22 protein-coding genes, 1 pseudogene and 1 riboswitch are annotated in these 26,973 nt (G+C 67.6%); of the genes and pseudogenes, 11 read left to right on the top strand and 12 right to left on the bottom strand.

The window, feature by feature from the left end:
- Window positions 1-113: 113 nt before the first annotated feature.
- Entirely contained in the window at window positions 114-1,856 is a 1,743-nt protein-coding gene (locus E3O06_RS08600; RefSeq protein ID WP_134502770.1) for a glycerol-3-phosphate dehydrogenase/oxidase, read from the bottom strand.
- Window positions 1,857-1,979: 123 nt separating this feature from the next.
- Between E3O06_RS08600 and E3O06_RS08605 the strand changes: the two genes are divergently transcribed.
- The 7 genes from E3O06_RS08605 to E3O06_RS08635 all read left to right on the top strand — a co-directional run bounded on the left by E3O06_RS08605 (window position 1,980) and on the right by E3O06_RS08635 (window position 8,570).
- Complete coding sequence (locus E3O06_RS08605) at window positions 1,980-2,954, top strand: sugar-binding transcriptional regulator (protein ID WP_338144832.1); 975 nt, start codon at window positions 1,980-1,982, stop codon at window positions 2,952-2,954.
- Between the two features lie 59 nt (window positions 2,955-3,013).
- A riboswitch (FMN riboswitch) is annotated at window positions 3,014-3,156 on the top strand.
- An 88-nt stretch (window positions 3,157-3,244) separates the two neighbouring features.
- Complete coding sequence (gene ribD / locus E3O06_RS08610) at window positions 3,245-4,288, top strand: bifunctional diaminohydroxyphosphoribosylaminopyrimidine deaminase/5-amino-6-(5-phosphoribosylamino)uracil reductase RibD (protein ID WP_241980000.1); 1,044 nt, start codon at window positions 3,245-3,247, stop codon at window positions 4,286-4,288.
- Between the two features lie 8 nt (window positions 4,289-4,296).
- Window positions 4,297-4,941 carry a riboflavin synthase gene (locus tag E3O06_RS08615; RefSeq protein ID WP_134502772.1) on the top strand — a complete coding sequence of 215 codons (645 nt, stop codon included), beginning with the start codon at window positions 4,297-4,299 and terminating at the stop codon, window positions 4,939-4,941.
- Window positions 4,938-6,197 carry a GTP cyclohydrolase II gene (gene ribA, locus E3O06_RS08620; protein WP_134502774.1) on the top strand — a complete coding sequence of 420 codons (1,260 nt, stop codon included), beginning with the start codon at window positions 4,938-4,940 and terminating at the stop codon, window positions 6,195-6,197. Before E3O06_RS08615 ends, ribA begins: the two co-directional genes overlap by 4 nt.
- A complete protein-coding gene (gene ribH, locus E3O06_RS08625; RefSeq protein WP_134502776.1) occupies window positions 6,197-6,673 on the top strand; it encodes a 6,7-dimethyl-8-ribityllumazine synthase in 477 nt (158 codons plus the stop codon). Before ribA ends, ribH begins: the two co-directional genes overlap by 1 nt.
- Before the next feature lie 34 nt (window positions 6,674-6,707).
- Window positions 6,708-7,064 carry a hypothetical protein gene (locus E3O06_RS08630; protein WP_134502778.1) on the top strand — a complete coding sequence of 119 codons (357 nt, stop codon included), beginning with the start codon at window positions 6,708-6,710 and terminating at the stop codon, window positions 7,062-7,064.
- A 153-nt stretch (window positions 7,065-7,217) separates the two neighbouring features.
- Entirely contained in the window at window positions 7,218-8,570 is a 1,353-nt protein-coding gene (locus tag E3O06_RS08635) for an MFS transporter (RefSeq protein WP_198415798.1), read from the top strand.
- A 70-nt stretch (window positions 8,571-8,640) separates the two neighbouring features.
- Here the strand turns inward: E3O06_RS08635 and E3O06_RS08640 are convergent.
- The 3 genes and pseudogenes from E3O06_RS08640 to E3O06_RS08650 form a co-directional block, all read right to left on the bottom strand.
- A pseudogene (locus tag E3O06_RS08640) lies at window positions 8,641-9,057 on the bottom strand (hypothetical protein); the annotation flags it as partial.
- Complete coding sequence (locus E3O06_RS08645; RefSeq protein WP_134502780.1) at window positions 9,054-9,377, bottom strand: ABC transporter permease; 324 nt, start codon at window positions 9,375-9,377, stop codon at window positions 9,054-9,056. The gene E3O06_RS08645 and the pseudogene E3O06_RS08640, both read right to left, overlap by 4 nt.
- A gap of 106 nt (window positions 9,378-9,483) precedes the next feature.
- Window positions 9,484-10,410 carry an ABC transporter ATP-binding protein gene (locus E3O06_RS08650; RefSeq protein ID WP_134502782.1) on the bottom strand — a complete coding sequence of 309 codons (927 nt, stop codon included), beginning with the start codon at window positions 10,408-10,410 and terminating at the stop codon, window positions 9,484-9,486.
- A gap of 87 nt (window positions 10,411-10,497) precedes the next feature.
- Between E3O06_RS08650 and E3O06_RS08655 the strand changes: the two genes are divergently transcribed.
- The gene (locus tag E3O06_RS08655) at window positions 10,498-12,435 is read left to right on the top strand and encodes an ABC transporter ATP-binding protein (protein ID WP_134503014.1); all 1,938 of its coding nucleotides are present in this window, start codon (window positions 10,498-10,500) and stop codon (window positions 12,433-12,435) included.
- An 89-nt stretch (window positions 12,436-12,524) separates the two neighbouring features.
- Here the strand turns inward: E3O06_RS08655 and E3O06_RS08660 are convergent, their stop codons facing one another.
- Entirely contained in the window at window positions 12,525-15,563 is a 3,039-nt protein-coding gene (locus E3O06_RS08660; RefSeq protein WP_134502784.1) for an alpha-mannosidase, read from the bottom strand.
- 231 nt (window positions 15,564-15,794) lie between these two features.
- Window positions 15,795-17,645 carry a phosphoenolpyruvate carboxykinase (GTP) gene (locus E3O06_RS08665; protein WP_134502786.1) on the bottom strand — a complete coding sequence of 617 codons (1,851 nt, stop codon included), beginning with the start codon at window positions 17,643-17,645 and terminating at the stop codon, window positions 15,795-15,797.
- 179 nt (window positions 17,646-17,824) lie between these two features.
- Here E3O06_RS08665 and E3O06_RS08670 point away from each other — a divergent pair, with 179 nt between their 5' ends.
- A complete protein-coding gene (locus tag E3O06_RS08670; RefSeq protein ID WP_134502788.1) occupies window positions 17,825-19,267 on the top strand; it encodes an XRE family transcriptional regulator in 1,443 nt (480 codons plus the stop codon).
- A gap of 166 nt (window positions 19,268-19,433) precedes the next feature.
- Here the strand turns inward: E3O06_RS08670 and E3O06_RS08675 are convergent, their stop codons facing one another.
- Window positions 19,434-20,054 (bottom strand): TetR/AcrR family transcriptional regulator, encoded by a 621-nt coding sequence (locus E3O06_RS08675; RefSeq protein ID WP_134502790.1) that lies wholly within the window; start codon window positions 20,052-20,054, stop codon window positions 19,434-19,436.
- Window positions 20,055-20,125: 71 nt separating this feature from the next.
- On the opposite strand from E3O06_RS08675, the gene E3O06_RS08680 reads away from it, so the two are divergent.
- Entirely contained in the window at window positions 20,126-21,109 is a 984-nt protein-coding gene (locus tag E3O06_RS08680; protein WP_134502791.1) for a nitrilase-related carbon-nitrogen hydrolase, read from the top strand.
- Window positions 21,110-21,117: 8 nt separating this feature from the next.
- Window positions 21,118-22,134 (top strand): agmatine deiminase family protein, encoded by a 1,017-nt coding sequence (locus E3O06_RS08685; RefSeq protein ID WP_241980001.1) that lies wholly within the window; start codon window positions 21,118-21,120, stop codon window positions 22,132-22,134.
- Between the two features lie 14 nt (window positions 22,135-22,148).
- Here E3O06_RS08685 and E3O06_RS08690 read toward each other — a convergent pair whose 3' ends face one another.
- From E3O06_RS08690 to E3O06_RS08710, 5 genes are all read right to left on the bottom strand, one after another.
- Complete coding sequence (locus tag E3O06_RS08690; RefSeq protein WP_134502795.1) at window positions 22,149-22,448, bottom strand: hypothetical protein; 300 nt, start codon at window positions 22,446-22,448, stop codon at window positions 22,149-22,151.
- Between the two features lie 42 nt (window positions 22,449-22,490).
- The gene (locus tag E3O06_RS08695) at window positions 22,491-23,273 is read right to left on the bottom strand and encodes a 3-hydroxyacyl-CoA dehydrogenase (RefSeq protein ID WP_134502797.1); all 783 of its coding nucleotides are present in this window, start codon (window positions 23,271-23,273) and stop codon (window positions 22,491-22,493) included.
- Window positions 23,274-24,458 carry a thiolase family protein gene (locus tag E3O06_RS08700; RefSeq protein WP_134502799.1) on the bottom strand — a complete coding sequence of 395 codons (1,185 nt, stop codon included), beginning with the start codon at window positions 24,456-24,458 and terminating at the stop codon, window positions 23,274-23,276.
- Between the two features lie 62 nt (window positions 24,459-24,520).
- Entirely contained in the window at window positions 24,521-25,327 is an 807-nt protein-coding gene (locus E3O06_RS08705) for a TrmH family RNA methyltransferase (protein ID WP_134502801.1), read from the bottom strand.
- A 117-nt stretch (window positions 25,328-25,444) separates the two neighbouring features.
- Window positions 25,445-26,926 carry an NAD-dependent succinate-semialdehyde dehydrogenase gene (locus E3O06_RS08710; RefSeq protein ID WP_134502803.1) on the bottom strand — a complete coding sequence of 494 codons (1,482 nt, stop codon included), beginning with the start codon at window positions 26,924-26,926 and terminating at the stop codon, window positions 25,445-25,447.
- Window positions 26,927-26,973 lie beyond the last annotated feature (47 nt).

Raw genomic sequence — 26,973 nt, forward strand, 5'->3', positions numbered from 1 at the left:
TTGTTGTCGAGAGCGGCGATCGTGCTGGCGCTCCTAAAAACGTATCGGCGCCCGGGCTGGCACCGGCCGGTTTCCACTGCACGTTCGTGCAGATTGTCGGCCGGTGCTCTGGGCTACGCGACCAGGATCGACGCCGCACCGACCGGCGCGAGGTCGACCCCGTGCACGTCGATCAGGATGCCGCGGGCCAGCGCGATCTCCTCGGCCTGGCGCTCGGAATCCCAGCCGAGAACGGGGGCGACGACGAGTGCGAGCTCCTCGATCAGCGGGGTGGTGACGGCGCCAACGAAGGCCATGCTGGTCCGGCGCAGGAGCAGGTCGATCAGGCGCACGACGCTCTCGGTCCCGACCAAAAATTCGATCTCGCGCCGGGTGTACGCGGCGTTGTGCCGGAGCGGGGCATCCGCTTCACCGGACGGGTCGGTCAGAAAGTCGATGACCTCGCTCGCACGCGTGCCATAGCGGGACAGCAGGGCTGCCGCTTGCGCGGAACCGACCTCATCGCCATGCGCGGTGACCCAGACCAGATGGGCCGCTTCCGTGGCCGGAAAATCGCGGCCGCCGCCGATGGCGAGGCCCTCGGTCGAGACGGTGCGCGGCAGGCCGAGCAACTTCAGGATGTCGGTGCTCAGGTTTTCGGCGAGGGCGCGGAAGGTGGTCCACTTGCCGCCGACCAGGCTGAGCAGGGTGCCGTCGGCGGCTCCGCTGCGGGGCAGCGGACGCGACTCGATGCGGTAGTCGCGGGAGACAAAACCGGGGGCTTCCTCGTCGTGGCGAGGCAGCGGGCGCACGCCGGCGAAGCGGAACACGATGTGTGACCGGTCGACCGGGACGGTTGGGAAAACGTGCGCGACCAGGTCGAAGAAGTAATCGATCTCGTCTTCGGTGCACCGAATAGGCTTGGTCATGTCGTGCTCGAGGTCCGTGGTGCCGACCAGGACGCGGCCCTTGAGCGGGTAGATCAGTACGATGCGGCCGTCTTCGTGCTCGAAGAAGATCTCCCGGCCCCCGGTCGCCGCGAGCAGCTCCGGGTTGTCGAGCACGACATGGGAGCCCTTGGTGCCGCCCATGAAGGTGCTCGGCTGCCCGAGCGCCGTGTTGGTCAGGTCGGTCCACGGCCCGCTCGTATTGACGACGACATCCGCGTCAAAGGTGAATTCTTCGCCGGTGATCGTGTTGCGCAGGAGCACACCGTTCTCATCCATGCCTGCGGCTTCAACGTAATTGGCGGCGCGGGCGTGCGGGCCGGCGTCGAGGCCGTCGCGCAGCACGTCGAGGGCGAGGCGTTCCGGGTCGTGCATGGCGGCGTCGTAGTAGGTGGCTGTGTACTTGAGGCCGGGATTGAGCAGCGGCAGGGCAGCGAGCGCCTTGGTGCGGCCCTTGAATTCGTGGCGCGGCACCGAACCGCCGCCCCGGGAGAATGCGTCGTAGATCATCATGCCGATTTTGATGAGCATGGCACCGCGCTCGACGTGCTTGGCGCCCTGCTTGTGGGTGAGGAAGCGCAGCGGGGCAGCCATCACGCCGGAGAAGGTGGAGAAGATGGGAATGGTCGTCTGTAGCGGCTTGACGTAGTGCGGCGCGATCTTGAGCAGGCCGTTGCGCTCCTCGACGGATTCCTTGACCAGGCGAAACTCGCCGTTCTCGAGGTAACGCACGCCGCCGTGGATCATGTGCGAGCTGGCCGAAGAGGCGCCGGAGACGAAGTCGTTCTTCTCGACGATGACCACGTCGACGCCCTGCAAGGCCAGGTCGCGGAAGGTGGCGATGCCATTGATACCGGCGCCGATGATGAGCACCTGGGCGCGGGGGCGGTCGGAGATCGCGGTCGAAGTCTGTGAGTTTAAGAACGACATTGTTGTCACCTCTGTCTCGGGGCCGGCCCGTTAATTTGCGCGGGGCGAGCCGTGTGAATAGATTCAGTCTGACAGTCCGACACAATTTCTCAATCGGATTGACCATACGTGCAAGGAGCCGCCGTGACCTACGCTACCGATCCCGTGCAGTCCGATCGCAGCCGCGACGCACTCACCGCGGCGCACCTGTACTACATGCAGGACCTCACGATGGATGCCATCGCCCAGGAGCTGCATACCTCCCGTTCTTCGGTCTCTCGCCTGCTCAGCCATGCCCGCGAGACCGGCCTGGTGGACATTCAGATCAAGTCTCCACTGGATGCCCCGAGTCACCTCGAGCAGCAGGTCGAGGCCCGATTTCGGATCGAAGCGCACGTGGTTCCAGTTCCGGACAGCGCGAGCGACGTCGATCGGCTCGAGCGGGTGGCCCTCTCGGTTGCACGAATTCTCGGTCAGTATTTCGACTCGAACATGACCATGGGCATCGCCTGGGGTTCCACCATGAACGCCATCAGCCGGCACATCACCCCAAAACAGACCCATAACTCGCAGGTCGTGCAGCTCAACGGCGCCGGGAACATGCGCACGACCGGTCTCGGCTACGCGAGTGAGATTCTCGGCCGCTTCGGCTCGGCCTTCGGCGCACACGTGCAGCAGTTTCCGGTGCCCGCCTTCTTTGACGATCCGGCGACCAAGCAGGCGCTGTGGCGGGAACGCAGCATCAGCCGCCTGATCGACATGCAGGCCACCATGGACATTGCCCTGTTCGGCCTGGGTTCCCCCTTCTCCGGCGTCATCAGCCGCGTCTACGCCGGCGGCTACCTCGAACAGGCCGAATTCGATGCGCTCAGCGCGGCGGGCGTGGTCGGGGATGTGGCGACCGTGTTCTACCGTGCCGACGGCTCAACCGACGGCATCACCCTGAACGAACGCTCGACCGGCCCGGACTTCACCGTGCTGCGTCGCACCCCGCGCCGCATCTGCGTCGTGGCCGGCCGTTCCAAACTCGCGAGCCTGCGCGGAGCCCTGGCCGCGCAACTCATCACCGACCTGTTCGTGGACGAAAGCACGGCCCGCGCCCTGGTCGAGACTCCCTGATCAGATATTGAACGGAATACGTCGAAGCGCAGGCTGTTGCACTATAACTAGAAGTACTACACGTGCTCCGGGGTCGGTGTAAATCCGAACCGGCGGTTAAAGTCCGCGACCCGCTCGTTTCTTGAGATCTTTCACGGGGCGAGCGGTTGAACTGGTGAAATTCCAGCACCGACGGTTAAAGTCCGGACGGGAGGCGCACGAGTTGGTTGGCCCCTACGGTCAACCGACGGGTTTGTTCACGGTCGTGCACACCCATACCCCCGGAGCTCGTCCGACAGGATGAGGGCGGGATGAACAGGAACGCGACGGTCGGCCTTGACGGCCCGATTGTGCGCAGCGTCATGCAACGTGCCCTCGAACTCGCCACCCACGGCCCGGCCACTGGCGTCAACCCGCAGGTCGGCTGCGTCATCCTGAACGCCACGGGCGACACCCTCGCCGAAGGCTGGCACCGCGGCGCCGGCAGCCGGCACGCCGAGGTCGACGCCCTGTCGCAGCTCGCCCCGGGTGCCGCTCACGGCAGCACGGCCGTCGTCACGCTCGAACCCTGCAACCACGTCGGCCGCACCGGCCCGTGCTCCCTGGCCCTGATCGAGGCGGGTGTCGCCCGCGTCGTGTACTCCGTGACCGACCCCGGCGAGCAATCCTGCGGCGGCGCGAAGCAGCTGCGCGCTGCCGGCATCGAGGTGCAGGACGGCCTGCTCACCGAGGAAGGTGAGGCTCTTCTGGGCGATTGGCTCGTCGCCGCGCGCCTTGGCCGCCCGTTCGTCACGCTCAAATGGGCGTCGAGCCTTGACGGACGCGCGGCCGCCGCCGATGGGTCCAGCCGCTGGATCACCGGGCCGGACGCCCGCCTCGACGTGCACCGGCGCCGCGCGGCCTGCGACACGATTCTGGTCGGCACCGGTACCGTGCTCACCGACGACCCGGCACTGACCGCGCGCGACGCCGACGGCGGGCTGCTCGCCCGCCAGCCGGTGCCCGTGGTGGTCGGCCGGCGTGAGGTACCGACATCCGCTGCCCTGCTGAACCACCCGCAACAGCCACTGTTTTTCGACGGCCTCGACCTGCCGGGACTGCTGGCGAACCTGCACCAACGGGGCCTGCGCAGCGTGTTCATCGAGGGCGGACCGACCGTGGCAAGCGCCTTCGTCGCGGCCGGGCTGGTCGACGAATACCTCATCTACCTCGCACCGACACTGATCGGCGGCCCCGGGCTGGCGCTCGGCGACATCGGTGTGGCCTCCATCGGCGAGCAGCGCCGCCTCAGTGTCCAGTCCCTCGACCGCCTCGGCGACGATATTCGCGTCGTCGCCCGGCCCCTCACCACCTAAGGAACCTGATGTTCACCGGAATCATCGAGGAGCTCGGCCAGATCGAGCGCATCGAGACCACAGCGGATGCCGCCCGCCTCACCATCCGCGGTCCGCTCGTCGTCGCCGGAGCGCTGCACGGCGACTCCATCGCCGTCTCCGGTGTCTGTCTCACCGTCGTCGAGCGCACCCCCGACACCTTCACCGCCGACGTGATGGCGCAGACCCTCGCCATGTCGACGCTGTCCGGGGCCCGCGTCGGCTCTCCGGTCAACCTGGAACGCGCCGCCCTCGTCGGCGGACGCCTCGGCGGCCACATCGTGCAGGGCCACATCGACGGCACCAGCACCGTGGTTGCCGTCACTCCCGGCGAGGCCTGGCGGGTGCTGCGCTTCAGCCTGAGCCCGCAGCTCGCGCCGCTCGTCGTGGGCAAGGGGTCGATCGCCATCGACGGCGTCTCCCTCACCGTGAGCGACATCAGCCCGGCCGCCGAGGCGAGCCAGTGGTTCGAGGTGTCGCTCATTCCCGAAACCCTTGCCGCCACCACCCTCGGCGAACGCTTGCGCGGCGACCTGGTCAACATCGAGACCGACATTCTCGCCAGACACGTCGAGCGGATGCTGTCCCTTCGCGCGACCCACAATTCCCACCCCGAAACAAGGAGCGCATCATGAGCCTCGCCGATATTCCCTCCGCACTCGACGCCCTGCGCCTCGGCCGACCGGTCATCGTCGCTGACGACGAGGGCCGCGAAAACGAGGGCGACGTCATCATCTCCGCCCAGCTCGCCACGCAGGAGTGGATCGCCTGGACCGTGCGCTACTCTTCCGGGTTCATCTGCGCCCCGATGACCAACGAGATCGCCGACCAGCTCGACCTGCCCGTGATGGTGCTGAACAACGAAGACCCGCTCGGCACCAACTACACGGTGAGCGTCGACGCCGCCGACCGGCTGTCGACCGGCATCAGCGCCGCGGACCGCGCCCACACCCTGCGGGTGCTGGCCGATCCCCAGTCGGCCCCGGCGAGCCTGCACCGCCCCGGCCACATCCTGCCACTGCGGGCGCGTGACGGCGGCGTGCGGGAGCGCGGCGGCCACACCGAAGCCGGCGTCGACCTGATGAAACTCGCCGGGCTGGTTCCGGTCGCGGCGATTGCCGAGATCGTCGCCGAGGACGGCGAGATGATGCGCCTGCCCGGCCTGCTCGAGCTCGGTGAGCGCGAGGGACTGCTCGTCATCACAATCAAAGACCTGATCAGCTACCTCAACGAGTTTCATCCCAACGAAGCCCTGCCGACGATCGCCCCGCTCATCGAGGCGCCGCGGGTCGACTTCGAGGTCGAGACCACGGTGCCCACCTCGCACGGCGCTTTCCGGGTGCGTGCCTATCGAGACCGCTCCACCGGCGCCGACCACGTGGCCTTCGTCGCCGGCAACCCGGTTGACGGCGCCATCGTTCGGGTGCACTCCGAGTGCCTCACCGGCGAAGCCTTCGGCTCGCTCAAGTGTGAGTGCGGACCGCAGCTGGACGCCTCTCTCGACATCATCCAGGAGGAAAACGGCGTGGTCGTCTACCTGCGCGGTCAGGAGGGGCGCGGCATCGGCCTCATCAACAAGCTCCGCGCCTACGAGCTGCAGGAGGACGGCCTCGACACCCTCGACGCGAACGTCGCGCTGGGTCTGCCCGTCGACAGCCGTGATTACGGCGCGGCCACCAGCATCCTGCACGACCTGGGGTTGAACTCGGTGCGGCTGCTCACCAACAACCCCGAGAAGGTGCGTCAGCTCGAGCTGCACGGCGTGGCCGTGACCGAGCGGGTGCCACTCGTCGTCGGCATCGGCGAGTTCAACGAGGAGTACCTCGCGACCAAGCGTGACCGCATGGGCCACCACATCACGAACACCGAAATCATGAACGGAATCGCCTGATGGCTGGAACAGGACCCACACTCACCGTTGACGGACAGGGCCTCCGCGTCGTCATCGTGGCCGGGCAGTGGCACGATGTCATCACCGATGGCCTCATCGCCGGCGCCACCCGGGTACTCGAAGCGAGCAAGGCCGAGTTCTCCCTCATTCGCGTACCCGGCAGCTTCGAACTGCCCGTCGCCTGCAAGGTCGCGCTCGAGAACGGGGCCGACGCGGTCGTCGCCCTCGGCGTGATCATTCGCGGCGGCACCCCCCACTTCGAGTTCGTCTCGAATGCAGCAACGGATGGCCTCACTCGCGTCGCCCTCGACACCGGCAAGCCCGTAGGGTTCGGCGTGCTGACCCTCGACGACGAGCAGCAGGGCCTCGACCGGGCCGGACTGCCCGGGTCGAAGGAGGACAAAGGTGAAGAGGCGGCATCCGCTGCCCTCGCGACCGCGCTGCTGCTTCGGCAACTGCGCAGGCACGTCGGGTAGCTTGTGGCGCATCGTCGTCGCCTAGGCTGAACGCATGGACCTTCTACGCAACATTCTGCTCATTCTGCACTTCGTCGGCTTAGCCTCGCTGCTCGGCGGCTTTCTCGTGCAGATCAAGCCGATCATTGCCGGCAAGGGCACGATCGTCCCCGCCATGTTCCACGGTGCGTTGACCCAGCTGGTCAGCGGCCTGCTGCTCGTCGGCGTCATTCAGATGGGCTCGCTCGGCCACATCGACAACGCCAAGATCGGCGTCAAGCTGCTCGTGCTCATCGTGATCACCGTGCTCGTGATCGTGAATCGCAAGAAGCCGAGCGTGTCGTCGCTCGTGCTCTGGGCCATCGGCGCCCTGACCTTCGCGAACGTCGTCATCGCGGTGCTCTGGAAATAGCTGGTGTAGCAGGCGAAACCTGCGGGGGTAAGGTATTTTGTGACCTCTACACGCGGCCACGCCACTATTCGTGCGTACACGCTGCTGCGGGAAGTCTGATCGACTTGCGGGTTTCGTCGGCGCTCAGCCCTACAACCGGAGTGTTCCACCCTCATGTCAGCAACCACCGCGTCAGTTTCGACGCCGACAACACCGCTCAATCCGAAAAGCCGCGTCATCATGGCGAGCCTCATCGGCACGACCATTGAGTTCTACGACTTCTACGTCTACGCGACCGCCGCGGTACTGGTCTTTCCGCACCTGTTCTTTCCCACCGGCAACGAAACCACCGCGCTGCTCGCCTCTTTCGCCGTCTTCGGCGCCGCCATGGTCGCCCGACCGATCGGCGCGCTGTTCTTCGGCCACTTCGGTGACCGCAAGGGCCGCAAGGCCACCCTGGTCGGCGCGCTCCTCACGATGGGAATCGCGACCTTTTTGATCGGTCTCCTGCCGACCTACGCCATGATCGGCTGGTGGGCACCATTGATGCTCGTCATCCTGCGCCTCGCCCAGGGCTTCGCCCTCGGCGGCGAGTGGAGCGGCGCGGCCCTCGTCGCGACCGAGAACGCACCGGTCGGCAAACGCGCCTGGTACGGCACCTTCCCGCAGGTCGGCGCCCCGCTCGGCTTCATCATTGCCAACGGTCTGTTCCTCGGTCTCGCCCTGGCCCTGCCGTCGACCGACCCGACCCGTCCGTCCGAGGCATTCCTCGAGTGGGCCTGGCGAATCCCGTTCCTGTTCTCGGCCGTGATGGTCATCGTTGGACTCTGGGTGCGTCTGCGCCTGGTCGAAAGCGAGGTCTTCACCAAGGTCGTCAAGGCCGACCGCGTCGAAAAACTGCCGCTCGCAGCGGTGTTCAAGTCCAACTGGCGTGAACTCATCCTCGGCACGTTCATCATGCTCGCGACCTACGTGCTGTTCTACCTGATGACCACGTTCACGCTCAGCTACGGTCGCGCCGCAACGGATGCCCCGCTGCCGGGACTCGGATTCACCTACAACAACTTCATTCTCATGATGATTGCCGGCGTGGTGTTCTTCGGAATCTTTACTCTCGCCTCTGGCCCGTGGGCCGACAAGCACGGACGTCGCAAGACGCTCATCATCGTGACCCTGTTCATCATCGTGTTCGGCTTTCTCTTCGTGCCGCTGCTCGGCGCCGGATTCCCCGGCGTGATGCTGTTCCTCATCGTCGGCTTCTCGCTCATGGGTATGACTTTCGGCCCGATGGGCGCTCTGCTGCCCGAGCTGTTCCCGACCAGCGTGCGCTACACCGGCTCAGCGTTCGCCTACAATGTCAGCTCGATCCTGGGCGCTGCCGTGGCCCCGTTCATTGCCGTCTGGCTCTGGACGGTCGGCGGGGGCAGCCCGTTCTGGGTCGGCATCTACCTCTCGATCATGGGCGCCATCACCCTGGTCGCGCTGGCTTTGAGCCGCGAAACGAAAGATCTCGACCTGCACCGGTAGGGACGTGCTCCCGAGAGCGGGAAAATTGTTGCTTCAGTCTCTCGAAGCCACAATTTCCCGCTCTCGTGCGTTAATCGAGGAAGAGTGCACGGAGGCGTCTGGTGGTCAGCACCAGGCCGAAAGCAATCATCACCAGGTAGTACAGCACGTGCCAGAGCAGCCCGGCATCCACCTGCCCCGTGGTCAGGGCGCGCACGAGCTCAACGCCGTGCCAGAGCGGCAGCGCCTGCATCACGAGCAGGAATCCGGTCGCGTAGAGCAGCCCGCGTGCCAGGGCGAGCGAGATCTCGGCGAGCGCCACGTCGAGCGGGCCGAGCGAGGTGGCCAGCATGCCCTCGTAGAGCTTGGCGAACTGCATCTTGAAGAACACGTTCCAGGTCGAGCCGTAGATCGCGCCGTTCATCGCGGCGACCGCGAGCAGGGCCGGGGCGATGAACGCGGCGTACGGCACATTCCGGCCGTCGTCAGTCTGCACCTGGCCGATCAGGTCCCGAGGCCGAGCCGCAGCCAGATCGGCTCCGACATGCCATAGGCGAAGACGCGGGACAACTCGGTGCCGTGCCAGAGCGGCGAGATCCAGCCGATCCACTGCAGATACGGCGGCAGCACATCGAGGGGAAAAAACGTGCCGGAGAACAGGGTCATCGGCAGGATCCCGAAGCGCTGCACCATGGCAAGTTGGCCGGTGTCGTCGTTGAGGGTGGTCGTATAGGCCATCACGAACGCGCCGAAAGAAAGGCCGGTGAGCAACGCGATCGGCACCGCGACGAATCCGAGCGCGCCCGGTACCGCACCGAAGACCAGCATGAAGACGCAGTAGACCAGGAGCCGTAGCGACGGGTACGCGCAGCCTGCGCTACCGCCGCAGCCAGCACCGCCTCCGCCTCAGGGCGGATGCTGTCGCTCGCGCCGCTCACTCGATCAGGTTTCTGCCGGTGAGCCGCAGAAACACGTCTTCGAGGCTGGAGCGGCGCACGAGGCTGGTGAGCGGGCGGAGGCCGACCGCGGTCATCCGCTCTAATTCTTTCTCACCGCTGTCGCTGTAGACCAGGATCCGGTCGGGCAGCACCTCGACCCGTTCGCCGAAGCCTTCAATTCGACCGGCGACCTCGGCATTCTGGGTGGAGCCGAAACGCACCTCGAGCACTTCGCGGGAGGAGTAACGCCGAATGAGGTCGGCCGGGGAACCCTCGGCCATGATGCGGCCCTGGTCGACGACGATGAGGCGGTCGCCGAGCTGTTCGGCTTCGTCCATATAGTGGGTGGTGACCAGCAGGATCGTGCCCTGCTCCTTCAGCCGAAACAGGCGGTCCCACAGAATGTGGCGCGCCTGCGGGTCGAGGCCGGTCGTGGGCTCGTCGAGCAGCAGCAGGCGCGGGTCGTTGATGAGGGCCCTGGCGATGGTGAGACGCCGTTTCATGCCGCCGGAGAGGTCATCGACCTTGGCCGTGGCCTTGTCGGCAAGCTGGGCGAACTCGAGCAGTTCGTCGGCGCGACGAGCCACCCGGGCGCGCGGCAGCCCGAAGTAGCGACCGTAGACCAGCAGGTTCTCGCGCACCTTCAATTCCAGGTCGAGATTGTTCTCCTGCGGCACGACACCGAGCTGCGAACGAATCTCGGGACCGTACGCGTTAGGGTCGAGACCGAGCACGCGCAGGTCGCCGCTCGTGCGCGTGGAAACCGCGCCGATCATGCGCATCGTCGTGGACTTTCCGGCGCCGTTGGGCCCGAGCAGCCCGAAGGACTCCCCCGAGGCCACCTCGAAACTGATGCCGTCGACGGCAACGAAATCCTGGTAGCGCTTGACGAGGTTCTCGGTGACGATGACAGGGCCTGGCACAGTGCCCCACTGTAGACCGCAGGCCCGACATTGGGGATTGTTCGCAGCGATGGCGGTTAAGATCTACGAGTGACTACCGCTACCCGTATGCCTGAAACTCCCGCTTCATCTGCTTCGCCGACCGCTGTGAAACCTCCCCGCGGCCGACGTGGCCGACCAGCTCCCACCGGGCCACGCGCGAAATTCAGCCAGCTACTGCCCTACCTGTTCGAGCACAAGAAGGTGCTCAGCGTCGTCATCGTTTTGAGCGTGCTCGGCGCCGCCGCGAGTCTCGCCCAGCCGCTGCTCGTGAGCCAGGTCATCACGATCGTGCAGGCCGGCGATCCGCTCGGCTCCCTCGTCGGTGTGCTCATCGCCCTCGTGGTGATTTCGGGGCTGATCAGCGGTTACCAGCACTACCTGCTGCAGCGCACCGGCGAGGGCGTCGTGCTCTCGAGCCGACGCAAGCTCGTCGGACGTCTGCTGCGCCTGCCGATCAGCGAGTTCGACGCGCGTCGCACCGGAGACCTCGTCTCGCGTGTCGGCAGCGACACCACCCTGCTGCGCGCGGTGCTCACCCAGGGCCTGGTCGAAGCGATCGGCGGATCGCTGACCTTCATCGGCGCGCTCGTGGCGATGCTCATCATCGACCCGGTGCTGCTCGGCCTGACCGTGCTCGTCATCGCCGTGTCGGTGGTCACCGTCACGCTGCTGTCTAGGCGTATTCGCACCGCCAGCACCGCCGCCCAGGTCAAGGTCGGTGACCTCGCCGCGAGCGTCGAACGTGCCATCAGCGCCATTCGCACCGTGCGGGCTTCCAATGCGACCGAACGCGAAGTCGCTGTCATCGAGGAGGACGCCCGTGGCGCCTGGCGCATGGGCATCAAGGTCGCCAAGATCAGCGCCCTCGTCGTGCCGATCGCCGGCATCGCCATGCAGGTGTCGTTTCTCGTGGTGCTTGGCGTCGGCGGATTTCGGGTTGCGAGCGACGCCATCACGATCGCCGATCTGGTGGCGTTCATTCTGTTCCTGTTCATGATGATCATGCCGCTCGGCCAGTTCTTCGGCGCGATCACCTCGGTCAACTCGGCGCTCGGTGCGCTCGGCCGCATCCAGGAGATCATCGATCTGCCCGCCGAGGACCAGTTCGACCGCCAGATCGCCCCACTCGCGATGACCGTCGGCGCCGCCAACGAGAAGGTCCGCCCCGAAGCCGCCGCGATCAGCTTCGAGAACGTACACTTCGGCTACGCGGCGGCGGCGGTCGACGCCGAGGCAGGCGCCGCAGCAACGGATGCCGCCACCACGGTTGCCGACAGCCCGGTTGCCGACAGCGCCGCCGACTCGCCCGCCACCACGGAGCAGCGCCCGGTGCTCAGGGGAGTCTCCTTCAGCGCCCCGCGCGGGCTGCGCACCGCACTCGTCGGGCCGAGCGGCGCCGGCAAGAGCACGATCCTCGCCCTGATCGAGCGGTTCTACGACGTCTCCGATGGCACGGTGCGGCTGGGCGGGCTGGACATCCGTTCGCTGGATCGCACCGCGTTGCGCTCCCAGATCGGCTATGTCGAGCAGGACGCCCCGGTACTCGCCGGGTCGCTGCGCGACAACCTGAAGCTGGCGACGCCCGATGCCACCGACGACGAGTGCGTCGCCGTGCTGCACGCGGTCAACCTCGGCGAAGTGCTCGACCGCGATCCCGCCGGGCTGGGAGCCGCGGTCGGCGAGTCGGGTGTGAAACTCTCCGGTGGCGAACGCCAGCGGCTCGCGATTGCGCGGGCGCTGCTCGCGGCGCCGCCTATTCTGCTGCTCGACGAATCGACGTCGAGTCTCGACGGCAAGAACGAGCAGATGATGCGGGAGGCCATCGACGCCGTCGCGGCCGACCGCACCCTCATCGTCATCGCGCACCGCCTGTCGACCGTGGTCGACAGCGACCAGATCGTGGTGCTCGACCACGGGCAGGTCGTCGGCGTGGGCACCCACTCCGAGCTCGTCGTCTCTACCCCCCTCTACCGCGACCTGGCGAAGCACCAGCTGCTGGTCTAACCCGCCGCGCCGGTACGCAACGCCGGTAGATCTGCGACACGCCGCGTCGATTGACGTGCGATGACGGCGTTTCGCAATTCTTACCGGCGTTACGTGCGCCGATAGCGCAGCGTCAGCAGCTGGAACGGGCGCAACTCCAGCGTCACGGCGGCGTCATCGGTCGCGATCACGGCAACCGGGGCGACGCGGCGTTCGAGCAGGTCGGTCTCGTAGGCCGGGGCCGCCTCGAACGAGCGGATGACCCGCGCCAGCGCTCGGGTTCCGTGTGCCTCGTAGACCCGTAGGATTACGTCGCCGCTGTCGTCTTCGGCGAGCTTGACGGCCTCGATCACCAGGGCCGGATTGTCGACCGTGAAGAGCGGCTCGATGTGCGCGGCACCCACACCGGCCACCGTGCGCAGGGGAAGGTTCAGTCGGTAGCCTTCATATACCGCATCGGGAATACTTGCTCCGACGCGCAGGGTGACGCGCAGGCTATGGCCGCCCTGGTCTGCGTTCGGGTCGGGGTAGACCGGCGCCCGCAGCAGTGACAAGGCGATGGTGGTGCCGACGCAGGGTGCTCCTGAGGCAGCAAATACGGTGCGGCTGATCGCGTGGCCGTAGGTGGAATCGTTGGCGACGGCCACGCCGAAACCGGGCTCACCGACGTGGACCCAGCGGTGTGCGACGGTTTCCGAACGGGCGGCGTCCCACGACGTGTTCGCATGCGTTGCACGGAATATATGCCCGAACTGAATCTCGGAGGCGGCCCGGCCTGCCGTGACGTCGAGGGCAAAGTTCAGGCGCAACAGCTTCTGGCGTTCGTGCCAGTCGATGTCGAACGCGAGGTCGATGGCACTCGACTCACCGGCCAGGATGACGTCTTCGATCACCGACGATGACCCGAACCGGCGGGTGATGCGCACCCCGACCTGGCCGACCGAAAGCCCGTCGATCTTCTCCACCGACTCGGCATCGGTGAGCGCCTCGAACAGGCGCGCGTGCGGGGTGTCGAGGTCCCAGGCATCCCACTGGGTGGGGGTGTCTCGGTGCAGGGTGAGTAGGTTGGCCCGCACGCCGCGCGGCACGACCTCGCGTGCGGCGTGGCGGTCGTAGACCGAGCTGAACAAGCCGTCGGTAGCGATCGTCACCCGCACGTGCCGGTTCGACAGCAGCCAGCCGGCGGGGGTGCGGGCGATCGTTGCCCCGGCGAGCGGCTCTGCACTGGGCGGAAGGCCGCCGAGCGCCGGCACACCGTCGAGGCTGTACGGCCCGGCGTTCAGCACGACCGCGCCGGCACCCGGTCCGCACAGCGCCCGAACGACGGCCTCGATCACCCCCGCCAGCACCCCAGCGACCCGCGCATACTCGCGCTCCGCCTGCTGATGCACCCAAGCGATCGATGACCCCGGAAGAATGTCATGAAACTGGTGCAGCAACACCGTCTGCCACGCGTTCTCGAGGGCCGCACGTGGATATTCCATCCCCAGCCGCACGAGAGCCGTGGTCGCCCACAGCTCCGCCTCCCGCAGGAGGTGTTCGCTGCGCCGGTTGCCCTGCTTGGTGCGCGCCTGCGAGGTGAGGGTGCCGCGGTGGAATTCGAGGTATAGCTCGCCCGCCCATACCGGCGGCGCCGCATATTCCGCCTCGGCGACCTCGAAGAACCACCGCGGGCTCGACAGCTCTACCATCGGTGAGCCCTCGAGTGATGCCGTGCGGTGCGCGGCGGCGATCATCTCCTCGGTCGGCCCACCGCCTCCGTCGCCCCAGCCGAACGGCACGAGCGAGGTGTTCGCGGCGCCCTTCTCCGCGAACAGTCGCTCGGCGCGGGCCAGTTCGCGCCCGGAAAGTTGCGCGTTGTAGTCGGCGACCGGCGGAAAGTGCGTGAAGATGCGGCTGCCGTCGATGCCCTCCCAGAGAAAGCTGTGATGCGGGAACACGTTGGTGTCGTTCCAGGACAGTTTCTGGGTGAGAAACCAGCGGCTGCCGGCCGCCCGCACGATCTGCGGCAGCGCCGCGGAGTAGCCGAAGGAATCGGGCAGCCAGACCTCGAGCGGTTCGACCCCAAACTCCTCGATGAAGAACCTCTTGCCGGCCACGAACTGCCGGGCCAGTGCCTCGCCGCCGGGCATGTTGGTGTCAGATTCGACCCACATGCCACCGACCGGCACGAAATTGCCGGCCGCGACGGCCCGCCGTACCCGCTCGAACAGGTCCGGGTAGAACTGCGCCAGCCAGGCGTACTGCTGCGCCGACGAGGCCGCGAACACAAAATCGGGGTGCCGATCGATCAGGTCGAGCGCGTTGGAGAAGGTGCGTGCGACCTTGCGCACGGTTTCCCGCACCGGCCACAGCCAGGCGCTGTCGATGTGCGCGTGCCCGACCGCGTGCACCCGATGGGCGCTCGCGTTGGCCGGGCTCGCGAGTACGTCGGCGAGGGCAGCCCGACCGGCCAGCGCCGTGCCGGCCACGTCGTCGGGGTCGAGCAGGTCGAGGCAGCGTTCGAGCGCGCGCAGAATGTTCGCCCGGCGCGGTTGGGCGGCAGGCAGCTCGCGGCGCAGGCTGTCGAGCGTGACGATATCTTGCGCGAGGTGCCAGACCTGCGTGTCGCGGACCGCGACATCCGCTTGTCGCAGCAGGTAGAGCGGTGCGCTGCCAGCCGTGGCGAGGTCGCCGAGCGGAGTGGGGCTGAAGCTGAAGTCGCCGGCGATGTTGGGGTTGGCGGCAGCCTCGATGTAGAGGTCGATCCGAGTATCGGTCACCGCGACCGTGCGGTTCAACGACTCGATTCCCTTGAGCAGGCGACCGGCGGGGCTGTAGGCGGTTCCCTCGGCCTGAAACCCCGGCACCGCGATCGTGAACCCCAGGTCGATGACGACCTCGATGCGAGTCTCGGCCAGGCCGGCCCACTTCGGCGGCACCAGCCCGCTGAGGTGAAACCAGACGGTGCCCCACGGCCGCCCCCACGGCGAGCCCACGGCGAATGGCGTGAACGGATGCGAGACCGCCTCGGCAAACGAGACCGGCTCCCCCGGCGCCGCCCAGGCGGTGACCGTGAGCGGGGAGGTGGCCCGATAGATCGCCGGCTGCAGCCGCTCGCGAACGAACCGGTTCAGCCGAGCCTCGACGAGTGCGCTGTCGTCATGCATGCTGGCATCCTACGACCGGCGCGCCCCCGCCGCGCTGCCGGTTCACAGCGGATGCCCGTGCGACCCCGGTCAACCGCACGAGCGGGGCGCCGGGCCCACCTTGCGACACCGGGCCCACGATAGATCATGGGCCCGCTTTCCGGGCCCGGGCCCGGAAAGCAGTGGGGGTTTCTGGTGGACACGCACATGGCCCCGTCACCGGAAGTGACGGGGCCATTCGTGCTGCGGAAGCTAGTCCTTGAGGTGGTAGCGCACGCTAGCGAGCTCGGCGCGCAGTGCCGGCGGCACCTTGTCGCCGAACTTGTCGAAGTATTCCTCGGTGAGGTCGCACTCGGCGAGCCAGCTGTTCTGGTCGATCGCGAACAGCTGGTCGACGGCTTCCTTCGACAGGTCGAGACCGTCGAGGTTCAAGCCGTCCTCGGCCGGGAGCAGGCCGATCGGGGTGTCGACGGCGTCGGCGGTGCCCTCGATGCGGCGAATCATCCACTCGAGAACCCGCGAGTTCTCGCCGAATCCAGGCCAGATGAAGTTGCCGTCAGGGCCCTTGCGGAACCAGTTCACCTGGAAGATGGCCGGAGCGTTGGTGCCGAGCTCCTTGCCGACCTTGAGCCAGTGGCCCCAGTAGTCGGCCATGTTGTAGCCGCAGAAGGGGAGCATCGCAAACGGGTCACGACGCAGCTCGCCGACGATGCCGTCAGCGGCCGCGGTCTTCTCGGACGAGATCGTGGCGCCCATGAATACGCCGTGCTTCCAGCTGCGCGCCTGAGCGACCAGCGGGACGTTGGTCGCCCGACGGCCACCGAAGACGATGGCGTCGATCGGCACGCCGCCGGCAGCTTCCCAGTCGTCAGCGATCGACGGGCACTGGGCGGCCGCAACGGTGAAGCGCGAGTTCGGGTGGGCGGCGGTGCGGCCGGACCCGGGAGTCCAGTCCTTGCCCTGCCAGTCGATCAGGTGCTCGGGAGCCTTGTCGGTGAGGCCTTCCCACCAGACATCTCCGTCGTCGCGCAGGGCGACGTTAGTGAAAATGGTGTTGCCCCACATGGTGGAGACGGCCGTGGGGTTGGTGGTTTCACCGGTTCCGGGGGCGACTCCGAAGAAGCCGGCCTCGGGGTTGATCGCCCAGAGACGGCCATCTTCACCCTGGCGCAGCCAGGCGATATCGTCGCCGATGGTCTCGACCTGCCAGCCGGGAATGGTCGGGCGCAGCATCGACAGGTTCGTCTTGCCACACGCCGACGGGAACGCGGCAGCGACGTGGAACACGCCGCCCTCCGGGGAGATCAGCTTGATGAGCAGCATGTGCTCGGCGAGCCAGCCCTCGTCCCGGCCCATCACCGACGCGATGCGCAGGGCGAAGGACTTCTTGGAGAGCAGGGCGTTTCCGCCGTAGCCGGAGCCGTAGGACCACACCTCGCGGGTGTCGGGGAACTGCACGATGTACTTGTCGTCGTTGCAGGGCCATTCCACGTCGGGGCGGGTGATGCCCGACTGGTCGACGAGCGGGTAACCGACGCTGTGCACGGTGTGCACCCACGGGTCGCCGGCCTCGATCATGGTCAGCACGGTCTCGCCCATGCGGGTCATGATGCCCATGTTGAGCACGACGTAGGGGGAATCGGTGATCTCGACGCCGAGCTGCGAGATGGGGCCGCCGAGCGGGCCCATCGAGAACGGCACGATGTACATGGTGCGGCCGCGCATGCTGCCGGCGAAGACGCCGCGCAGTTCGGCGCGCATCGCGGACGGTTCGGCCCAGTTGTTGGTGGGGCCGGCATCCGCTTCATCGGTGGAGCAGATGAACGTGCGGCCCTCGACGCGGGCGACGTCCTTCGGGTCGGTGCGGGCGAGGAAGCTGTTGGGGCGCCATTCCGGGTTGAGGCGGATGAGCTGGCCGGAGGCGACGAGCAGTTTGGAGAGCTCGTTGGCTTCACGCTTGGAACCGTCGCACCAGACGATCGCGTCGGGTTCGGTCAGGCGGGCGATCTCATCGACCCAGGCCTGCAGGTTGGGGTCCGTGCTGCCCGTTCGCTTCGAGTCGGCATCCCCATTGGTCTGGAGGGACGAGTTGGTGAGGGTCATTTTCTGGCCTTTCCGTACGGCTCGGGTAGGTGCAAATTTGTGGAACGTCGGGCTGCGTTGCTGTGTGACGTTGCGTGCGGCCGTAAATTTCGGCTACAAATCAAGGATGGCCCCCTTTGAGAGGCAGAACCTGCGATATTGCTGGTTAAGAATTCGCGTTCTTTAGATATTGTTAAGGAATGTCACCTCAGCCTTCGGATCTGATCACCCTCGGCCATCGCATCCGCCATTTTCGGGGCGAGCGCGGTCTCACCCTCGACCAGCTCGGTGCACGCGTCAGCCTGGCTGGCAGCCAGCTCTCGCTGATCGAGAACGGCCGCCGCGAACCGAAACTCTCCACCCTGCAGGACCTCGCGACCGCGCTGTCGGTCGACCTGACCGAACTCCTGCGCCGGGAGGCACCGAACAATCGAGCGGCGCTCGAGATCGAACTTGATCGGGCCCAAAAAAATCCGCTCTATGGGGCCCTCGGCCTGCCCCTGGTGAAGGTGACCAAGGGGATGCCGCTGCCCGCCATCGAATCACTGCTCGGCCTGCACCGCGAACTGTCCCGCCGGGCCAGCGAGGCCATCGCGACCCCGGAGGAAGCCCGTCGTGCCAATACCGAATTGCGTGAGCGGATGCGTGAACAGGGCAACTACATGCCCGAGATCGAGGAACTGGTCGAGGAACGGGTGCGCGCGAGCGGGCACGTGTCGGGCGCTCTCACGCACCGCGAGGTCAGTGTCATGGCCGATCAGCTCGGTTTCAGCCTCATCTACGTGAACGATCTGCCCAACTCCACCCGGTCGGTCACCGACCTCGCCAACGGACGTATCTACCTGCCGCCGGCCTCGATTCCCGGCGGGCACGGTCTGCGGTCGATGGCGTTGCAGGCGATGGGCCACCGTCTGCTCGGGCACGAACGACCCGCCAGCTACGCCGAGTTTCTCTGGCAGCGGCTCGAGATCAACTATTTCGCGGCGGCCTGTTTGATGCCGCGCGAGGCATCCGTTGCCTTTCTGTCCAACGCGAAGCAGGAACGCGAGCTAGCCGTGGAGGATTTTCGTGATGCCTTCGGCGTAACCCATGAGGCGGCAGCACTGCGGCTGACCAACCTGGCCACCTCGCACCTCGATATGACGCTGCATTTTCTGCGGGTCAACGGCGACGGCGCCCTGCAGAAGGGGTATGAGAACGACGACCTGCCGTTTCCGGTGGACGTCACGGGCTCGATCGAGGGCCAGTATGTCTGCAAGCAGTGGAGCGCGCGCAGCGCCTTCACCCACACCAACCGCACCACCGAGTTCTACCAGTACACCGACACCCCGGCCGGCACGTACTGGTCGGCGACGCAGACCGGTTCAACGGATGCCGGCGAGTTCTCGATCAGCGTCGGAGTCCCGTTCGCGCAGGCAAAGTGGTTTCGTGGGCGGGAGACCACGCAGCGCACGGTGTCGCGTTGCCCCGATGAGTCGTGCTGTCGCCGGCCGAACGCGGACGCGGCCGCGCGCTGGGCCGGACGAGCCTGGCCGAGCGCCCGGCTGCACGCGCACGTGCTGTCACCGCTGCCGTCCGGCACCTTTCCGGGCGTGGACGACTCCGAGGTGTACGCGTTTTTGGAGGCGCACGCGGCGGAGTAACTGGTGGCGCGGCGTTCGGCCCGCCTGGCGCTGACGTTTGTTGCAGCCGCGGCCCGGACTGCTGGCGCGCGTGGCAGGCCAGCCGCGCGCGCAGGTTTCAGGCGCGCAGGCTGCATCCGCTCGTGGTGCGCGCAGGTTGTGGGCGCGCGACCAGAGTTCGCGGAGGTCAGGGCGCCAGGGTGCCGGCCGGCAGGGCGAGTTCGTGCTCGACGATCGTGCGGACGAGGGGCCGCTGGGTGCGGGCGTCGCCGTAGCGCACTGTGGCGTGGGCGGTGAGTCCATCGATGATCCCGAGCAACTGCCAGGCCAGGGCGGGCGCGTCATCGACCGCGTATTCGTCGCGGGTCACGCCCTCCTCGAGCAGGTCGACCAGAAATTTCTGCCAGGCATCCATTTGGCGACCTACCTCGGCGGCGAGCGCCGGGTTTCGCCGACCGAGGCTCCAGGCGTCGAGCCAGACTGCGGTGACCGTGCTGCGCTCAGGGCCGAGCAGGGTATCGATCAGGGCGGCGAGGGCGTGCACCGATGTGCGGCAGGCGCCCAGCTCAGTGGCCACCTCGTCGATCTCGGCCGCAACGATCGCGCCGAAAGTGCTGGCAACCAGCACATTCATGCTGGGCTGGTAGTGCGCGACCAGGGCGGGCGCCACCCCGACGCGAGCGGCGACCGCGCGCACCGTGACGGCGGCAAGCCCCTCGGTCAGGGCGATCTGGCGGGCGGCCAGAGCGATCTCCGCGGCCCGCTCGGCGGGAGTCTTGCGCCGGTTGCGGGCGGAAAGTGTTGACATGGGACCCCAGTGTATATAGTTTGGGACCCAGTTGTTGATCACTTGGTCAATAAGAGCCCCAGGAGAACAAGATGCGCCTGATCGAGGCCCCAGCCAACCCCGCCTCGCCCACCCGGGTGCAGCAGCCCGACCGCCTCCCCCTGCGCGTCGGTCTCGTGCAGCATCGCTGGCACGCCGAGGAGGCGACGCTTCGGGCCGAGCTGGCCGAAGGCATCCATCTGGCGGCCGAGGCCGGCGCCCTCATCGTCTTTCTGCCCGAGCTCACTCTCCGCAAATACCCGGGCAACGTGCGGGCCACCGGAACGCCGAAAGCGGATGCCGAACCGCTCCGGGACGGCCCGACCTTCGCCTTCGCGGCCGCCCAGGCCCGGCTGCACAACGTGATCGTGCACGCCTCGCTGTTCGAACAGCCCACGTCCACCGATGCCCCCGACGACCCACGCGGCTACAACACGGCCATCCTGGTGTCGCCGAGCGGCGAGCTGCTCGGCCGCACCCGCAAGACCCACATCCCGGTCACCGCCGGCTACTACGAGGACACCTACTTTCGGCCGGGGCCGGCCGAGGACGCCTACCCGGTCTACGAGGCGGCCGGAGCACGCCTCGGGCTGCCGACCTGCTGGGACGAATGGTTTCCCGAAGTCTCCCGGCTGTACGGGCTCGGCGGCGCCGAAATTCTGGCCTACCCCACCGCGATCGGGTCGGAACCACTGTTTCCCGGCTTCGACACGCAGCCGATCTGGCAGCAGGTCATCGCGGCCAACGGCATCACGAGCGGACTGTTCATGGTCGTGCCGAACCGGCACGGCGACGAGGGCGACCTCACCTTCTATGGCTCGTCGTTCATCTCCGACCCGTTCGGACGGGTGCTCGTGCAGGCGCCGCGCGGCGAGTCCGTGGCGCTCGTGGCCGATCTCGACCTGGCCCAGCGCGAGGAGTGGCTCACCCTGTTCCCCTTCCTGGCCACTCGTCGGCCCGACAGTTACGGGCGGCTGGCGGCGGCGGTCGACCCGGCGCATCCGTTCGGTTCGGCCGCCACCGGGGCCACCGCATGATCTGGCGGATGCCGGCCGAAACGGCGCCGCAGGACCGCGTGTGGATGGCGTTTCCGGCCGGCGGTTACACGCTCGGCGACACCGCGGCCGAAGCCCACGAGGCGCGCAGCACCTGGGCCGCCGTCGCGCACGCGATCAGCGACTTCGAACCGGTGACCATGGTCGTGGACCCGGCGGCCCGCGCCGGTGCCGTCCGCTACCTGTCGGCCGACATGGAGGTACTCGAGGCTCCGCTCAACGACAGCTGGATGCGCGACATCGGCCCGAGCTTCGTGCACGACGCACAAGGCCGGCTCGGCGCCGTCGACTGGACCTTCAACGGCTGGGGCGGCCAGGACTGGGCCAGCTGGGACGAAGACGAGTCCATCGGCCGTTTTGTCGCGGATGCCGCCGGCGCGACCACCGTGCCATCGACCCTCGTGAACGAGGGCGGCGGCATTCACGTCGACGGCGCGGGCACCGTGTTCGCGACCCACAGCGTGCAACTCGACCCCGGACGCAACCCCGGCGCCACGCGGGCCTCGGTGGAGGCCGAACTGCGGCGCACGATCGGCGCCGAGCATGTGGTCTGGCTGCCGCGCGGCCTCACCCGCGACCAGGCACGCTTCGGCACCCGCGGCCACATCGACATGGTCGCCGCCCTGCCGTCGCCCGGCACGATCCTGCTGCACGCGCAGAACGATCCTGTGCACCCCGACTACCGGCTCACCCGCGAATTGCGGAACCTGCTGGCCGATGCGCACGATGCGGCCGGGCGGCCCTTCACGATCATCGACCTGCCGGCGCCCGCCGCGGTCCGCGACACGGAGGGGTTCGTGGACTACAACTACGTCAACCACCTCGTGGTCAACGGCGGTGTCATTGCCTGCAGCTTCGGCGAGGAACGGGCCGATGCCGTGGCCCACGATCTGCTGGCGGCCGCCTATCCGGGGCGCCGGGTGGTGTCGGTCGACGCACGGCCGCTGTTCGCGCGCGGCGGCGGCATCCACTGCATCACGCAGCAGCAGCCGACCTCGCCCGCCTGATCAGGCCTGATCGGTCAGGAGGCCGTGGCAACCCGCCGATTGTGCCAGGCTCGAATCACGATGAACGGAACCAGCACGGCCGCGATGAGCAGCACGAAAGCCCAGGCGCCGATGTCCGGCGTCATGAGGTTCGCTCCCCAGATCACGAGCGCGACGGCTCCGACGTTCAACAGAACGGATGCCCGCGGCCGGCTCGGCGGGCTGGCGAACAGGGGCAGCGGCGTCGTCGGGTTTGCCCGGGCCACGAGCAGAACACCGAAGGTACCGCAGGCGAACCCGGCGAGTACGAGAATCGTGCCGAAGATGACTGCCATGCGGTTGATCCCCTACTGAGTCGTTACCTCGACCCTACAGTCCTACTTCGGCTGCATCCGAATCGCACCGTCCAGCCGGATGGTTTCCCCATTCAGCATGGGATTCTCAACGATATGCCGCACCAGGAATGCGAACTCCTCAGGGTCGCCCAGCCGGGACGGATGCGGCACCTGGCCGCCGAGGGAGTCCCGCACCGGCTGCGGCAGGCCCTGCAGCATGGGGGTGTCGAAGAGGCCGGGCGCAATGGACACGACCCGAATCAGGCTCTGCGCGAATTCGCGGGCCAGCGGCAGGGTCATCGCGGCGACGCCGCCCTTGGACGCAGCATAGGCCGCCTGCCCGATCTGCCCGTCGAAGGCGGCGACCGAGGCGGTGTTGACAATGACACCACGCTCGGCGCCGCCCTGCCGGTCAGGGTCACCGAGGGGTTCGGTACGCTGCATCGCCGCCGCGGCCAGCCGCACGACGTTGAAGGTACCCACGAGGTTGATGCGAATGGCCCGTTCGAATTCTTCGAGCGGCAGCGGGCCGTCGCGGCCGATCGTGCGGGCACCGGGCGCAATGCCGGCGCAATTGACCACGATGCGCAGCGGCGCCAACGCCACTGCCGCGTCGACGGCGGTCTGCACGTCGCCCGCGCTCGTCACATCGCCGGCCACGAACCGGGCCCGGCCACCGAGCGCGGCGGCGATCTCCTCACCCGGAGCGCCCGGAAGGTCGAGCAACACAACGGAGACCCCGGCTTCGTGCAGCGCGCGAACGCAGGCCAGGCCGAGGCCGGACGCGCCTCCGGTGATGAGGGCGGAGCATCCATTCAGGTTCATTTAAAGCCTTTCGATCAGCGTGGCATTGGCCATGCCGCCGCCCTCGCACATGGCCTGCAGGCCCCAGCGGCCGCCGGTCATCTCGAGGTGGTTGAGCAGGGTGCCCAGCAGGCGGGTGCCCGAGGAACCGAGCGCGTGCCCGAGGGCGATGGCGCCGCCGCGCGGATTGAGGCAATCGGGGTCGGCGTGAAGCTCGCGCAGCCAGGCCAGCGGCACACTCGCGAACGCTTCGTTGACCTCGTAGGCGTCGATGTCGTCGATGCCGAGGCCGGCCCGCGAGAGGATGCGCTGGGTCGCCGGAATCACGCCGGTCAGCATGAGCAGCGGGTCGCTCCCCACCACGGTGAAGCTGTGAAAGCGGGCGCGCGGGTTGAGGCCGAGCTGTGCGGCCCGCTTGGCGCTCATGATCAGGGTTGCCGAGGCGCCGTCGGTGAGCGGTGAAGAATTGCCGGCGGTGACGTGCCAGCCGAGCTTCGGAAACCGGGCCGCGAGGGCGTCGGTGCGAAAGGCGGGGCGGAGGCCCGCGAGCGAGGCGTGCGAGGTGCCGGCGCGAATGGTCTCGTCCTCGCTCACGACGCGGCCATCCGGCCGGGTGACGGCCACGATCTCTCCCCCGAAGTCGCCGCGTTCGACCGCCGCCGCGGCGAGCCGGTGCGAGCGGGCCGCGTAGTTGTCGAGGGCGTCGCGTCCGAGGTTCCATTTCTGGTTGATGAGCTCGGCGGAAACGCCCTGATTGACGAGGCCATCGGGGTAGCGCTCGTGCATGAGCGTGCCGAACGGGTCCTGGGAGCCCGCCGATGACCCGAGCGGAACCCGGCTCATCGACTCGACGCCGCACGCGATGACCACATCAGCGCTGCCGCTCATCACGGCCTGGGCGGCGAAGACGGCCGCCTGCTGGCTGGAGCCGCACTGCCGGTCGATCGTGATACCGGGAACGGTGTCCGGGAATCCGGCGCTCAGCAGGGCCGTGCGGGTCACGTTGTTGCTCTGCTCACCGGCCTGGCCGACACAGCCGCCGATCACATCGTCGATCAGCGCCGGATCGAGGTTGTTGCGGCTGACCAGTTCGCGTAGCACGGTGGCCAGAAGATCAGCCGGATGAATACCGTCGAGCGATCCCCCGGGCTTGCCCCGGCCCGACGGGGTGCGCAGAACGTCGATGATGACAGCTTCATTGCTCATGACCCCAGCCTAGGCCCGCGGGGCAGGCACGTCCCCAGCCCTGATCAGCGGATGCGTGCGAGTTACCCGGACAGCGCCCACATCGCGACGGCACTCGCCGCGGCGACGTTGAGCGAGTCGATGCCGTGCATCATCGGAATCTGCACCACGCTGTCCGCTGCGGCGAGCGCCTCGGGCGTGAGCCCCTCGCCCTCGGCGCCGAGCAGCAGCGCCAGGCGCTCATGCCGGCTGCCGTCGAAGTCGCGCAGGCTGACCGCTCCGTCGCGCAGGGCAAGGGCGGCCACGTGGAATCCATGCCGGCTGAGCAGGGCGCGGGTCTCGGTCCAGCCGCCGACCCGAGTCCACGGCACCTGCAACACGGTACCCATCGACACGCGGATGGCCCGCCGGTAGAACGGGTCGGAGCAGCGGGGCGTGACCAGGATTGCATCCGCTCCGATGGCGCCGGCCGAACGAAAGATGGCGCCGACGTTGGTCGGATCCGACACGTTCTCGAGGATGACGATGCGGCGGGCACCGGCCAGCAGGGCGTCGGCGTCCGGCAACTCCGGCCGGTTCATCGCGGCGATCAGGCCGCGGTGCAGAATGTAGCCGGTGAGGTCGGCCAGCATTTCTCCGGGGCCGACGAACACCGGGACGTCGGCCGCGAAGTCGCCGAGCACCGCGAGCGCCTCGTCGGCCGTGTTGCCGAGCGCGAGCACCGACCGCGGAATGTGACCTGCGCGCAGGGCCCGCCCGAGCACGAGGGCCGATTCGGCGATGTACAGCCCGTGTTCGGTGCCGCGGGCCTTCTTGAGTGCCACGTCGGTGAGGTGGGCGTAGTCGACCAGTCGCGGGTCGCTCAGGTCGTCGATCGCGATCAGGGGCATCCGCAAAGTCTAGCCAAGCGGCCCGCACCCGCCCCGGCCCTTGCCGGCGCGATCACCTCCCTGGCCGCGCCGCCTACCTGTCCGCGCCCCTCTGCACAGACCGTTACAACATGGTGGCTACGAAACCGGAGTGAGCGTGTACTTCGTGGAGAGGTACTCCTGAATGCCCTCGAGCCCGCCCTCGCGGCCCAGACCGGACTGCTTGACGCCACCAAACGGCGCGGCCGCGTTGGAGACCACGCCGGTGTTCAGTCCCATCATGCCGGTCTGCAGTTTGTCGATCATGCGCTGGCCGCGAGCGAGGTCGGTCGTGAACACGTAGCTGATCAGGCCGAACTCGGTGTCGTTGGCGAGGCGCACGGCATCCGCTTCGTCGGTGAACGTGCTGATCGCGAGCACCGGACCGAAGATTTCGTCGCGCAGAATGTCGCTGCCCGGCAAGACGCCGGTGAGCACGGTCGGCGCGTAGAAGGTGCCCTCGCGCTCGATCGCAGCGCCGCCGGTGAGCAGGGTCGCGCCGCGGTTGATCGCGTCTTGCACGAGGGAATCGGCTTTGGCGACGGCTTTGCCGTCGATCAGCGGGCCGATGGTGATGCCGGCCTCTGTGCCACGCCCGATCTGGAACGCCTCGACCTTTTCGGTGACCCGACGGGCAAACTCCACGGCGACGGACTCGTGCACGATGAAGCGGTTGGCCGCGGTGCAGGCCTGGCCGATGTTGCGGAACTTGGCGATGAGGGCACCCTCGACGGCTTTGTCGAGGTCGGCGTCGGCGAAGACGACGAAGGGGGCGTTGCCGCCGAGCTCCATCGAGGTGCGCAGCACGTTCTCGGCGGAGAGCTTGATGAGCGACTTGCCGACCGCGGTCGAGCCGGTGAAGCTGAGCTTGCGCAGCCGCGGGTCGGCGATGATCGGCTCGGAGACCGCGCCCGACTGTGATGTCGTGATGACGTTGACGACGCCGGCGGGCAGGCCGGCCTCTTCGAGCAGGGCCACGAAGTGCAGGGTGGTCAGCGGGGTGAGCGCGGCCGGTTTGACGACGACGGTGCAGCCGGCAGCGAGCGCCGGGGCGATCTTTCGGGTCGCCATGGCGAGGGGAAAGTTCCACGGAGTGATCAGGAAGCAGGGGCCGACCGGGTGCTGGGTGACGATCATGCGACCGGTGCCCTCGGGGTTGGCGCCGTAGCGGCCGCTGATGCGCACGGCTTCCTCGCTGAACCAGCGCAGGAATTCGCCGCCGTAGGCGACCTCGCCGAGTGCCTCGGGCAGCGGCTTACCCATTTCGATGGTCATGAGCAGGGCGAATTCCTGCTTGCGTTCCTGCAGCAGGTCGAAGGCTCGGCGCAGGATTTCGCCACGCACGCGGGCTGGGGTTGCAGCCCAGTCGGCCTGCGCGGCGTCGGCGGCGTCGAGGGCGGCGGCACCATCGGCCACGCTCGCGTCGGCGATGGTCTTGATGACCCGCCCGGTGGCCGGATCGGTGACATCGAGGGTGCGACCTCCGGTTGCGGCGACCCACTGGCCGTTGATGTAGAGCTGGCCCGGCACTCGAGCGAGCAGCTCGGATTCGTTCGTGCGCGCGTCGGTAACAACTGTCATTGCATCTCCCATGCTTGTGTCTGCCCGTCGATCTGACGGTAATAGCC

The sequence above is a fragment of the Cryobacterium glaciale genome (genome assembly GCF_004402535.1).
In the GTDB taxonomy this organism is placed as follows: Bacteria; Actinomycetota; Actinomycetes; order Actinomycetales; family Microbacteriaceae; genus Cryobacterium; species Cryobacterium glaciale.

Coding starts and splice junctions, on each gene's coding strand:
- E3O06_RS08695 (WP_134502797.1), bottom strand. CDS start 23,273: ATGAACCTGAATGGATGCTCCGCCCTCATCACCGGAGGCGCGTCCGGC.
- E3O06_RS08690 (WP_134502795.1), bottom strand. CDS start 22,448: ATGGCAGTCATCTTCGGCACGATTCTCGTACTCGCCGGGTTCGCCTGC.
- E3O06_RS08600 (WP_134502770.1), bottom strand. CDS start 1,856: ATGTCGTTCTTAAACTCACAGACTTCGACCGCGATCTCCGACCGCCCC.
- E3O06_RS08665 (WP_134502786.1), bottom strand. CDS start 17,645: ATGACCCTCACCAACTCGTCCCTCCAGACCAATGGGGATGCCGACTCG.
- E3O06_RS08660 (WP_134502784.1), bottom strand. CDS start 15,563: ATGCATGACGACAGCGCACTCGTCGAGGCTCGGCTGAACCGGTTCGTT.
- ribD (WP_241980000.1), top strand. CDS start 3,245: ATGAACAGGAACGCGACGGTCGGCCTTGACGGCCCGATTGTGCGCAGC.
- ribA (WP_134502774.1), top strand. CDS start 4,938: ATGAGCCTCGCCGATATTCCCTCCGCACTCGACGCCCTGCGCCTCGGC.
- E3O06_RS08675 (WP_134502790.1), bottom strand. CDS start 20,054: ATGTCAACACTTTCCGCCCGCAACCGGCGCAAGACTCCCGCCGAGCGG.
- E3O06_RS08710 (WP_134502803.1), bottom strand. CDS start 26,926: ATGACAGTTGTTACCGACGCGCGCACGAACGAATCCGAGCTGCTCGCT.
- E3O06_RS08645 (WP_134502780.1), bottom strand. CDS start 9,377: ATGCTGGTCTTCGGTGCGGTACCGGGCGCGCTCGGATTCGTCGCGGTG.
- ribH (WP_134502776.1), top strand. CDS start 6,197: ATGGCTGGAACAGGACCCACACTCACCGTTGACGGACAGGGCCTCCGC.
- E3O06_RS08630 (WP_134502778.1), top strand. CDS start 6,708: ATGGACCTTCTACGCAACATTCTGCTCATTCTGCACTTCGTCGGCTTA.
- E3O06_RS08685 (WP_241980001.1), top strand. CDS start 21,118: ATGCCGGCCGAAACGGCGCCGCAGGACCGCGTGTGGATGGCGTTTCCG.
- E3O06_RS08670 (WP_134502788.1), top strand. CDS start 17,825: ATGTCACCTCAGCCTTCGGATCTGATCACCCTCGGCCATCGCATCCGC.
- E3O06_RS08655 (WP_134503014.1), top strand. CDS start 10,498: ATGCCTGAAACTCCCGCTTCATCTGCTTCGCCGACCGCTGTGAAACCT.
- E3O06_RS08700 (WP_134502799.1), bottom strand. CDS start 24,458: ATGAGCAATGAAGCTGTCATCATCGACGTTCTGCGCACCCCGTCGGGC.
- E3O06_RS08635 (WP_198415798.1), top strand. CDS start 7,218: ATGTCAGCAACCACCGCGTCAGTTTCGACGCCGACAACACCGCTCAAT.
- E3O06_RS08705 (WP_134502801.1), bottom strand. CDS start 25,327: ATGCCCCTGATCGCGATCGACGACCTGAGCGACCCGCGACTGGTCGAC.
- E3O06_RS08615 (WP_134502772.1), top strand. CDS start 4,297: ATGTTCACCGGAATCATCGAGGAGCTCGGCCAGATCGAGCGCATCGAG.
- E3O06_RS08680 (WP_134502791.1), top strand. CDS start 20,126: ATGCGCCTGATCGAGGCCCCAGCCAACCCCGCCTCGCCCACCCGGGTG.